Raw genomic sequence first — 11,479 nt, 5'->3', positions numbered from 1 at the left:
AGCATGTATGTTCATTCATAAGCATTAGAAAATGAGGTAAAAAGTAATGGCGGATAAGAAACATTATATAAAAATCAGAGGTGCCAAAGAGCACAACCTAAAGAATATTAATATTGACATCCCAAGAGATCAGTTCGTAGTATTAACAGGACTGAGCGGTTCAGGAAAATCCTCTCTGGCATTTGATACAATTTATGCAGAAGGCCAGAGACGATATATGGAATCTTTGTCTTCTTATGCAAGACAATTCCTGGGACAGATGGAAAAGCCTAATGTAGAAAGTATTGAAGGATTGCCACCGGCGATCTCCATTGACCAGAAGTCTACGAACCGTAATCCAAGATCTACCGTTGGAACGGTAACAGAAATCTATGATTATTTCAGATTGCTCTATGCGAGGGTAGGTATCCCCCATTGTCCGGACTGTGGGAAAGAGATTAAGAAACAGACGGTAGATCAGATGGTAGATGATATCATGAAACTACCTGAGAAAACCAAGATTCAATTACTGGCTCCCGTTGTCCGCGGCCGAAAAGGAGAGCATGTTAAGATTTTCGAACAGGCGAAGAAAAGCGGATATGTGAGAGTAATGGTAGATGGAAATCTCTATGAATTATCAGAAGAGATTAAACTGGATAAGAACAAAAAGCATAATATCGAAATCATTATTGATCGATTAGTCATAAAGGAAGGAATCGAGAAGAGATTATCCGATTCCATTGAAACTGTATTAAAACTTTCAGATGGATTATTGGTGGTGGATGTAGTAGAAGGAGAAATACTTAACTTCAGCCAGAGCTTCTCCTGTCCGGACTGTGGAATCAGTATTGACGAAGTGGAACCAAGAATATTTTCTTTTAATAATCCGTTTGGTGCCTGCCCTGATTGCCACGGACTGGGAATTAAGATGGAATTTGATGAGGATCTTATGATCCCGGATAAATCCCTTAGCATCACCGAGGGTGCCATTGCAGTAATGGGCTGGCAGTCAGCAGTTGACAAATCCAGTTATACAAGGGCTGTTTTAGATGCCCTGGCGAAAGAATATAAATTTGATTTAAATACTCCATATGAAAAACTTCCGGAGAAGATTAAGAATATCATCATTCATGGAACCAATGGAAAGAGTGTTAAAGTTTATTACAAAGGCCAGCGTGGAGAAGGTGTTTATGATGTTGCATTTGAAGGGCTGATTAGAAATGTAGAGAGAAGGTATCGTGAAACAGGCTCTGATTCCAGCAAACAGGAGTATGAGTCTTTCATGAGAGTTACTCCATGTAAGGAATGCGGGGGCAGACGTCTTAAGAAAGAGGCATTGGCAGTAACCGTAGGAGATAAGAATATCTCTGAAATTACAGACTATTCTATCCGTGACCTATCTGCCTTTATGGAGAATCTTCAATTGACACCAATGCAGTTAAAGATTGGAGAACTTGTATTAAAAGAAATAAGATCCAGAATTAAATTCTTGATTGATGTGGGGCTGGATTACCTGTCTCTGTCAAGAGCTACTGGAACATTATCCGGAGGTGAAGCTCAAAGAATCCGCCTGGCTACCCAGATCGGGTCTGGTCTTGTAGGAGTTGCTTATATCTTAGATGAACCAAGTATCGGCCTTCATCAAAGAGATAATGATAAATTATTAATGACATTGAACAACCTTAAAAATTTGGGTAATACACTGATTGTGGTAGAACATGATGAAGATACCATGTTTGCAGCAGATTATATTGTGGATATTGGTCCTGGAGCAGGAGAACATGGTGGACAAGTCATTGCATCGGGAACTGCCAAAGAGATCATGAAAGTGAAAGATTCTGTTACAGGAGCTTACCTAAGCAGAAGAATTAAGATACCTGTACCAAAAGAGAGAAGGAAACCTGCTGAATTCATCTCCATTAAAGGTGCAAAAGAGAATAACCTTAAGAATGTAAGTGTTGATATTCCACTTGGAATTATGACTTGTGTTACAGGGGTATCCGGTTCTGGTAAAAGTTCCTTGGTAAATGAGATCCTATATAAGAGATTAGCAAGGGACTTGAACCGTGCCCGCTGCATTCCGGGTAAACATGATAAGATGATTGGAATTGAAAAACTGGATAAAGTAATCAATATTGACCAATCTCCAATTGGCCGTACTCCAAGATCCAATCCTGCAACGTATACAGGGGTATTTGATCAGATCAGAGACCTTTTTGCGGCAACCCAGGATGCGAAAACAAAAGGCTATAAAAAGGGAAGGTTTAGTTTCAACGTAAAAGGCGGCAGATGTGAAGCCTGCAGCGGTGACGGTATCATCAAGATCGAAATGAACTTCTTACCTGATATCTATGTTCCATGTGAAGTATGTAATGGAAAACGTTATAACAGAGAAACCTTAGAAGTAAAATATAAAGGAAAGAGTATCTATGATGTGCTTGACATGACGGTAGAAGAAGCACTTACCTTCTTCGAGAATATGCCATCCATAAAGAGAAAAATTGAAACCCTGAACGACGTTGGTTTATCCTATATAAGGCTTGGACAACCTTCCACCACTTTATCCGGTGGAGAAGCACAAAGAATCAAGCTTGCAACAGAACTTAGTAAACGCAGCACCGGAAAGACAATCTATATCTTAGATGAGCCTACCACAGGTTTACATTTTGCAGATGTCCATAAGTTAATTGAGATATTACATCGTTTATCCGAAGGGGGTAACACAGTAGTAGTCATCGAACATAACCTTGATGTGATCAAGACCGCAGACTATATCATTGATATCGGTCCGGAAGGCGGAGATAAAGGTGGTACGGTAATTGCCAAGGGAACACCGGAAGAAGTGGCGAAGAATAAGAAATCCCATACAGGTGTTTATATTAAGAAGTGTCTGGAAGAGTAGGATGGTAAGTATGAAATATAACTTCTTTGCAATGATTTCAAGAATGAAATATATCAAGCGTTGGGCACTAATGCGTAACTCAAGAGAAGAGAATTTAAGCGAACATTCTCTTGAAGTTGCCATGCTGGTCCATGCCCTTGCAGTGATCAGTAATCGCAGATTGGGAAATCATCTGGATGTTAGTAAAGCGGCTTTGATTGCAATCTATCATGATTCCAGCGAGATTATCACCGGAGATATGCCTACCCCAATTAAATATCACAATCTACAGATACAAAGTGCCTTTAAAGATATCGAGAAAGGTGCTTCAAAACAACTGCTCTCTATGCTGCCAGAGGATTTAAAAGAGGATTATGAATCTGTCTTTTTTAAAAACAAAGATGAAGAATATCTGTGGAGATTAGTAAAGGCGGCAGACAAGTTATCCGCATTGATCAAGTGTATGGAAGAGAGAAAAACAGGGAATACAGAATTTATAAATGCAGAGAACTCTTTAAAGAAAGTATTAAAAGATATGGAACTTAAGGAAGTGGAGATCTTTATGAAGGAATTCTTACCTGGATTTGAAATGAATCTGGATGAGTTGAATTAAGTCCCACTTGATATCGTGCGATAATTCCATATACACCAATTCTATTAAGATAGGATTGGTGTATTGTTTTATATGAAATGAGTTCTCGATTCTATCCCTCAATTCATTTTTAAAATAGTGAATTAATTTCATCGTAAAATTTGCTAAGTATAATAGGTAATTGGGAAACTAATAAATAACCAAAGCTTTGGAATTTCCCAAGTATTTGTTAAGTATAAGTTTGAAAGGAATCTTTCAAGCTAGATTTGAGATTCAAATGAATATGTAAGTATATCCACATAAGTTATGTTAACAAGAATAAATCAATTATTATGGCAGATTATATAGAACATAACTATAATTTATAAACTGAAACTGGAGTATTTTTATGGATCCATATCCTTATAACAAACTATATAGAATATGGTTACAATTTAAGCAATAATAAGACATTTTATTCAAAAATTTATTTGGGACTGGTTAAATATAAGAGAATGTTGTAGAATAATGCTAATAATTAAAAACAAGCTATTGATAGAATCAGGAGGAAAACCCGTGAAAAAGGAATTAGTTATCATACTCGATTTTGGCGGTCAGTATAATCAATTAATCGCAAGACGAGTAAGAGAGTGTAATGTGTACTGTGAAGTATTGCCATATAATATAAGCATAGATAAAATAAGAGAACTTGCACCAAAGGGAATTATATTCACTGGTGGTCCAAATAGTGTATATGAAGAGGATTCACCAAGATGTGATAAGGAAATCTTTAACTTAGGTATCCCGGTACTTGGAATCTGCTATGGATCCCAGCTCATGACATATCTGCTTGGTGGAACCGTAAGTAAAGCACCAGTAAGAGAATATGGTAAAACAGAAATAGAAGTTGAAGCCAGTTCTAAATTGTTCGAAGGTGTTTCAAATAAAACAGTCTGCTGGATGAGCCATACAGATTATATCTCAAAATTAGCAGATGGTTTCAAAGTTACTGCACATTCGGAATCCTGTCCTGTTGCAGCATTCGAAAACCCAGACCAGAAATTATATTCCGTACAATTCCACCCGGAAGTAATGCATACTACAGAAGGAACAAAGATGCTTCGTAACTTCCTATATAATATATGTAATTGTTCCGGTGACTGGAAGATGGATTCTTTCGTGGAAACCAGCATCAAAGAAATCCGTGAAAAAGTTGGCAACGGCAAAGTATTATGTGCTCTATCCGGTGGTGTAGATTCCTCAGTGGCCGCTGTATTATTATCAAAAGCCATTGGAAAACAGCTTACCTGCGTATTCGTAGACCACGGCCTGCTTCGTAAAAACGAAGGAGATGAAGTAGAAGCAGTATTTGGACCTAGCGGACATTATGACCTTAACTTTATCCGTGTAAATGCCCAGGATAGATTCTATAAAAAATTAGATGAAGTAGAAGAACCGGAAGCGAAAAGAAAAATCATCGGGGAAGAATTCATCCGTGTCTTCGAAGAAGAAGCAAAGAAGATTGGAGTGGTCGACTTCTTAGTACAAGGTACCATCTACCCGGATGTTATCGAAAGTGGTCTTGGAAAATCAGCAGTCATTAAATCCCACCATAATGTTGGAGGACTTCCTGATTATGTAGACTTCAAAGAAATCATTGAACCACTTCGTGACTTATTTAAAGATGAAGTTAGAAAAGCAGGACTGGAACTTGGAATCCCTGAACAATTAGTTTATAGACAACCATTCCCAGGCCCAGGCCTTGGCATCCGTATCATCGGAGCCGTAACCCCAGAAAAAGTACGTATCGTACAAGATGCAGATTTCATTTACCGTGAAGAAATCGCCAAAGCAGGTATTGATAAGCAAATCGGCCAGTACTTTGCAGCATTGACTAATATGCGTTCCGTAGGTGTCATGGGCGATGAAAGAACTTACGATTATGCCATTGCGTTAAGAGCGGTTACTACAACGGATTTTATGACTGCGGAATTTGCTGAGTTGCCTTGGGAAGTAATTGGTAAGGTGTCCAGTAGGATAGTGAATGAGGTTAAAGGTGTGAATAGAGTAATGTATGATTGTACCGGGAAACCACCTGCAACGATAGAGTTTGAGTAATAAAGGAAAATCCTACATCCCAGTGTTTATGAGGGTTGTAGGATTTGTTTTTTGGGGTTGATATTAAATTGATATTAAAAGTTATTGTCAGTAGAATGTCTTTGTTTAAAATTTTGTGCAAGTTCTAATTTATTAGAAACTAAAGTCTTCAAGTCCTTGTTAAATTTATTATAGATTAAAAAGGATTTGTCTTTTCTACTTTGTCTATTTTTTTCATCTAAGCCATCCCTAATTTCAGAGAAAAAGTCTGGGGATATCAATTTTTTTATAGTTGGCTTATTAGCAATAAAGGTTTCTAAGAAACTTAGATTTGTTTCAAAGTTATATCTTAAGTCGCCATCAAAGAATCCCATATTATAAAAAGGAGTTAAATATTCATCAATTTGTGAAATAAATACAGTAGCTTGATTTATATCTTTTTCATTCCATTCAATTTCAGAATATAAAAGTAATTCATTAACAATTCCAAGTGTTTTATTTGCTTCTGTATTATTTAAGTTTTTGATAACATCTTTAACGCATGTTTTTGCTGCTTCTAATAAAGAGAAGAAACTGCTATCATCATTTACCGCATTAAGTAACTTTAGGCAATAATCTTCCATTTTACGAGAGTTTGCCGGCGGTGTTTTTTCTTTAACCCAAACTAAATGAGATATAATCATTTCAATATGATATTTGAATTTATAATATGTTTGTTCTATTAGTTCATTTTTAAATGTATTTTCAATTCTATAATTTAGAAAACTAGAAGTATAATACATTATAGGTTTATGGTCATTCACAAATATTTTTTTACTGACTTCTTCTTGCAGTTTGCCAACAAATCTACTAGCTATATGAGGAGAAGCTAAAAACACAGAAGCAAAACATTTCATTTGTAACTCTGGACTTATAATTTTAGAACTTTCAACATCTTGTCTATCACGGTATTGTCCATCTCTTCTTTCATAATATAATTGTGTAAAAGTGTCGTATGTATTGTAGAAACTTTCCAACTCTTCTTGATATTCATCCATTGATAACAATTGTATTTCTTGAACTTCTGTTTGGTTATTTGTAGCTTTTACAATATCTTTTATTATTTTGTCATTTTGAGTAATTACGATTTTAACGCTTATCCACATTTCTGCATTGATGAGATCTCTGTTTTCATATAATATATTTGTTGTTTGACATCCATTCACGATATAAAAGTTTTTAATAGTATATTGTCCTTGTCCCTTGTCTAATGACTTGCCAACTATAGTTATACCATTATTTAGCAAGCCAAATGTTTCTTTATGGTCTGAGTTAAGTGTTTGGATAATATCTTGATTAACACGATTATCTTCTGAACCAGCAAAATCACGTACATTCAATTCAAATATACCACGACGAATTCGGTCACTATCATCAATTATTATTTTCAAATATTCTTTTATAGGCATAACTGCAAAATAAGATTCTTTGACGCCGGCTATATATGGAATTTCAATTTTATTATTCAATTCAAAAGTTGCACTATTTTGAACTTTCGTTAATTCGTATTGTTTTCTGATAAATGCTTTATCTAGTATTTGAATGCATATATCATCTTTCTTAAAAATATCTAGTAACAATAGCGTCTCCATTATTCTATTTTTGGTTGATATATGGTTATCATCTTCAACATAAGTACCAGGAGTAATATAGTACAAATTAATTTTTATTGTTTTAATAAATTCATAATTTTGAAGAATTTTTTGAACCATATTATATTTTTCAGTTATTAATTCGTTCATTTTTTTCTTTGTTACATCAACAGGTCTAAACATATCTGCAACGCCATCACCGAAAGTACCAATTTCTTTTGTTGTAAAAGCCTCTGAGGTTTTTGATTGAATAAAGAAAAACTCAATCGAAAAATCCATTCCGGTATTGATTAAAGTAGTTAATTCTGAGATATTATTAATGTAACGATTATTAATGGAGAGAGCAAATCCGTCAATTCCAGCGTCGTCTCCATTTCCTACACATGATGAGAATAAATCAAAATTTAGTATGTTCTTTGAGGATAAACATATATAATTAATAAATTTTTCGAAGTTCTTCTCGAGATTTTTTTTGTCTAAATTCTGTTCAGTAATAAATTTTTGAAAATAATTGTTCAATATAATGTCCATATTTGGCTAATCTCCTTTGTATTTTAGGATTGAGTATAGTAAAATAACTTTCACAAGAATCAAAGTAATAGATGATGTTATATAATTAAAAGTTTATATAGATTTATAATCCCACTGCAATTTCCACTCCACATATTCTTCCTTCGTGATTACCCCATTATGGTAGTCACGTTTTTTTTGTTGCCATTCTTTAAAACATCTTCGATATTCCGGTAATGCAAACATTACTGCAATCGGCGATTCAATAGCTTCTCCATCTGTACCAGCTGGAATCTTCATTGACGGCTTATCAATATCCTTATCCGTCTGAAATTCAAACAGAGCTATCTGCAACGGAAATTCCTCTTCAAACCAGAAAAAAGATTCCATCACATCCAATGGATTATCAAATTCATATGTCTTTAGTGCATTGTAATTTACTTTTAAAATTTCAGCCATCTGGTGCAGCATAGGCTCCTTGATGGTTTTTCTGTTGTCAGATTCATATTGTGAAACTCTGATGTCTGCACTTCCTGCATCAAATCCCAAAGCAATTCCGAGTTCTTTTTGTGTCATACCTCGAAAGGTACGGATAAATCGAATTCTCTTACCTGTTGTCATAGGAAACCTCCTGTATTTTTTATTAAATCTAGTATAGCAGAGCCTGCTCTGAAACTCAACACAAACTTAATAAAATTGTTTTAATAAATAAAATTACATTTAGTTAATGAAAATATGTTGACTAATAGAAAAACATTAAGTATAATACAACACATAAACATGACTTAACGAAATAACATTAAGTGAAAAAAGGAGGACAGATAAGAAAGAAATGAATTACTGAAAATTGAATAGCGATATATCTTGGCAACAGATTTTGCGATAATACCAGAAATGGTGGAGCAAAACATAATGACACTCCTTTAAAAGGTGGGAAAGGATCTTGAACAGAAGAAGCCCACAGCTGATAATGCAGCAGAGGTTGCCTGAAATGGGAACACCAAGATATATGTAGAATGCAAAACAACTAATAATACGAAAGGAGGCATGTGAATGGAAGTAAGTATGTTTATGGATGTAAATGAAGTGGTTGAAATCTTAGGAGTGAAAAAACCTACTGCATACAAGATTATTAGACAACTGAATGACGAGTTGAACGGCAAAGATTTTGTAACAATCGCTGGCAGAGTCAGCAGACAATATTTTATGGAACGTTTTTATGGCTTACAAAAAGCTAATTAATAGAATTAAGGAGGGCAATGGATGTCAGCATACAAAGACCAGAAGACCGGCAAGTGGTATGTATTTTTCTACTACCGCAATTGGAAGGGAGAGAATAAAGGTAAAACCAAACGAGGCTTCGCAACAAAACGCGAGGCCTTGGAATGGGAACGGAATTTCAAGTTGAAGCAGAGCGAAAACTTGGATATGACCATGAATGAGTTTTACAAATTATATGAAGAGGATATGAAGCCAAAGTTGAAATTAAACACATGGCTTACGAAGAAACACATTATCACAGGAAAAGTATTACCATACTTTGGAGAGCGTAAGATGAATGAGATTACAGCCGCAGATATTTTGAAATGGCAGAATGTAATGATTGAATCGAAGAAAGAAAACGGTGAACGATTTAAGCCCGGCTATCTGAAAACAATTCATGATGAGCTGTCATGTTTATTTAATCATGCGGTCAGATTTTATAATCTGAATGAAAATCCATCTAAGAAAGCTGGGAATATGGGGAAAGAGTCCAAAGAAGAAATGCTATTTTGGACAAAAGAGGAATATTTGAAATTTGCAGATGTAATTAAAGATAAACCTCAATCCTATTATGCTTTTGAGATTTTATATTGGTGTGGTATCCGTGTCGGAGAACTACTTGCACTGACCATGAATGATTTTGATTTGGAGAAGAAAAATTTAACCATTAATAAATCATATCAGAGATTAGAGGGCAAGGATGTAATTACTTCACCAAAGACAGCAAAAAGTAATCGTTTCATTTCTATGCCGGATTTCTTGGTAAGTGAAATGAGGGATTATATGAATATGCTTTATAAATGCAAGCCAACAGATCGTTTGTTTCAGGTAACGAAAAGTTTTCTTCACCATGAAATGGATCGTGGGAGCAAAGGATCAGGAGTTAAGAGAATTACAATTCATGATCTAAGGCATTCACATATTTCTTTGTTAATTGATGCTGGTTTTACTGCGGTAGATATTGCAAATAGGGTTGGGCATGAAAGTATTCGTATTACCTATCATTATAGCCATATGTTTCCGAGTAAGCAGATTGCAATGGCAGAGAGATTAAATTTTGAAAGAATGGAAAGTGAGAGCATGAACGATGAGTCAGAAGATACTAGATAAAAAGAATCGCTGGAGAAGCTTAAATGTTGGATTTCGGATGTCTCCAGAGGAGGCAAAAGAACTGAATGACCGTGTAAAATTATGTGGGATACAAAAGCAGGATTATTTGATACAGAGTGCATTGTATCAGCAGATAACTGTAAGAGGTCACAAGGCTATGTACGATGAATTTCGGAAGCATTTACAGCATATCGAAAAGGAGCTAATTCGTATTGAGAAAGCTTCAGACATGGAAGAGGAACTTCTTACTCCACTTCGAACAATTCTGGAGATTATGTCAGAAGTAAATAAATTGTAGGAGGCGCTATGGAAGAACAGAATATTGAACTTAAGATGATTAATATGGCGGATATCATGGCAAGTCAGGTGGACTGGCTGTGGTATCCGTTTATCCCTTATGGGAAGCTTACCATTATTCAGGGAGATCCAGGAGATGGAAAAAGTACTTTGATACTAAATATTGCGGCTAGACTATCCAAAGGGGAAGGATTTGAAGAGGATATGACACCGATGGAGCCAATGAATGTGATTTATCAGACTGCTGAGGATGGACTTGCTGATACGGTAAAACCAAGACTTGAACAGGCAGGAGCAGATTGTAGTCGTATCTCTATTATTGATGAAAGTGAGAAATCCATTTCTATGGTGGATGAACGATTGGAGGAAGCTATTGTTAGGCAGAAAGCAAAGCTTCTGATATTAGATCCAATTCAGGCATATTTAGGTGGCGGTACAGATATGAATCGTGCTAATGAAACTAGAGATATGACAAAGAAGCTTGGATCATTAGCTGAAAAAACAGGATGTGCCATTGTTCTTATCGGTCATATGAATAAAGCTGGTGGAAATAAGGCGGCATATCGTGGAATGGGTTCCATTGATTTTTTCGCAGTAGCAAGAAGCGTCATTCTTGTTGGAAGAATTGAAGGGCAGGATAATATGCGAGCAGTGATACAGATAAAAAATAATCTAGCAGCGTTTGGTCATGCCAAAGCATTTGAACTGTGTGAAGAGGGATTTCGTTGGTGCGGTGATTATGAAATCACTGCTGACGAAGTTCTAGGTGGAATTATTCCAAAAGGTAGTAAACTTGAGCAGGCGAAACAGTTCTTAAGAGAGTTGTCGGGAGATAACGTGAAGATTCTCAGCACAGAAATTATTGAGCAGGCAAAGCAGGAGGGAATATCTAAGCGAACCTTAGAAACTGCCAAAAGCGAACTTGGAATCAATGCGAAAAAGGTTAATAACAGTTGGTATTGGGATCTAAGCAATGATGAAGCATAGGGTATTTAGGAAGAACGCAACATTGCAAAGTATCATGATTTGCGGACTTGTCTTTGCGATGTTGTTCTTATAATAAATCAAGAGTGCAAAATGTAAGGTTGCAATTAGAGGCTCCTTGCGGTGTTGCGGTCTTGAAATGAATGAAAGGAATTA

Annotated in this window: 9 protein-coding genes; 7 read left to right on the top strand and 2 right to left on the bottom strand. The window is 35.8% G+C overall.

Annotation, left to right across the window (positions count from 1 at the left end):
• Positions 1–46: 46 nt before the first annotated feature.
• From uvrA to guaA, 3 genes are all read left to right on the top strand, one after another.
• Positions 47–2,881 carry an excinuclease ABC subunit UvrA gene (uvrA, locus tag EDD66_RS01215; protein WP_123607722.1) on the top strand — a complete coding sequence of 945 codons (2,835 nt, stop codon included), beginning with the start codon at positions 47–49 and terminating at the stop codon, positions 2,879–2,881.
• 10 nt (positions 2,882–2,891) lie between these two features.
• Positions 2,892–3,473 (top strand): 5'-deoxynucleotidase, encoded by a 582-nt coding sequence (gene yfbR / locus EDD66_RS01210; RefSeq protein ID WP_123608049.1) that lies wholly within the window; start codon positions 2,892–2,894, stop codon positions 3,471–3,473.
• Between the two features lie 534 nt (positions 3,474–4,007).
• Complete coding sequence (gene guaA / locus EDD66_RS01205) at positions 4,008–5,549, top strand: glutamine-hydrolyzing GMP synthase (protein ID WP_123607721.1); 1,542 nt, start codon at positions 4,008–4,010, stop codon at positions 5,547–5,549.
• A gap of 74 nt (positions 5,550–5,623) precedes the next feature.
• Here guaA and EDD66_RS01200 read toward each other — a convergent pair whose 3' ends face one another.
• Both EDD66_RS01200 and EDD66_RS01195 read right to left on the bottom strand, forming a co-directional pair.
• The gene (locus EDD66_RS01200) at positions 5,624–7,690 is read right to left on the bottom strand and encodes an AIPR family protein (protein ID WP_123607720.1); all 2,067 of its coding nucleotides are present in this window, start codon (positions 7,688–7,690) and stop codon (positions 5,624–5,626) included.
• A gap of 93 nt (positions 7,691–7,783) precedes the next feature.
• Positions 7,784–8,290 carry a helix-turn-helix domain-containing protein gene (locus tag EDD66_RS01195; RefSeq protein ID WP_123607719.1) on the bottom strand — a complete coding sequence of 169 codons (507 nt, stop codon included), beginning with the start codon at positions 8,288–8,290 and terminating at the stop codon, positions 7,784–7,786.
• Positions 8,291–8,722: 432 nt separating this feature from the next.
• Here EDD66_RS01195 and EDD66_RS01190 point away from each other — a divergent pair, with 432 nt between their 5' ends.
• The 4 genes from EDD66_RS01190 to EDD66_RS01175 are packed head-to-tail and all read left to right on the top strand — an operon-like array spanning position 8,723 to position 11,326.
• Complete coding sequence (locus tag EDD66_RS01190) at positions 8,723–8,911, top strand: MerR family transcriptional regulator (protein WP_123607718.1); 189 nt, start codon at positions 8,723–8,725, stop codon at positions 8,909–8,911.
• A gap of 21 nt (positions 8,912–8,932) precedes the next feature.
• Positions 8,933–10,042 carry a site-specific integrase gene (locus EDD66_RS01185; RefSeq protein ID WP_123607717.1) on the top strand — a complete coding sequence of 370 codons (1,110 nt, stop codon included), beginning with the start codon at positions 8,933–8,935 and terminating at the stop codon, positions 10,040–10,042.
• Complete coding sequence (locus tag EDD66_RS01180) at positions 10,020–10,340, top strand: plasmid mobilization protein (RefSeq protein WP_123607716.1); 321 nt, start codon at positions 10,020–10,022, stop codon at positions 10,338–10,340. The genes EDD66_RS01185 and EDD66_RS01180 overlap by 23 nt, the downstream gene beginning before the upstream one ends.
• 8 nt (positions 10,341–10,348) lie before the next feature.
• A complete protein-coding gene (locus EDD66_RS01175) occupies positions 10,349–11,326 on the top strand; it encodes an AAA family ATPase (RefSeq protein WP_123607715.1) in 978 nt (325 codons plus the stop codon).
• The last annotated feature ends 153 nt before the right edge of the window (positions 11,327–11,479 follow it).

Origin of the sequence: Mobilisporobacter senegalensis (genome assembly GCF_003752155.1) — a bacterium.
Lineage (GTDB): Bacteria > Bacillota > Clostridia > Lachnospirales > Lachnospiraceae > Mobilisporobacter > Mobilisporobacter senegalensis.
Note: the sequence above shows the minus strand (reverse complement) of the source record. Positions and strands in the feature narration are given on the sequence as shown.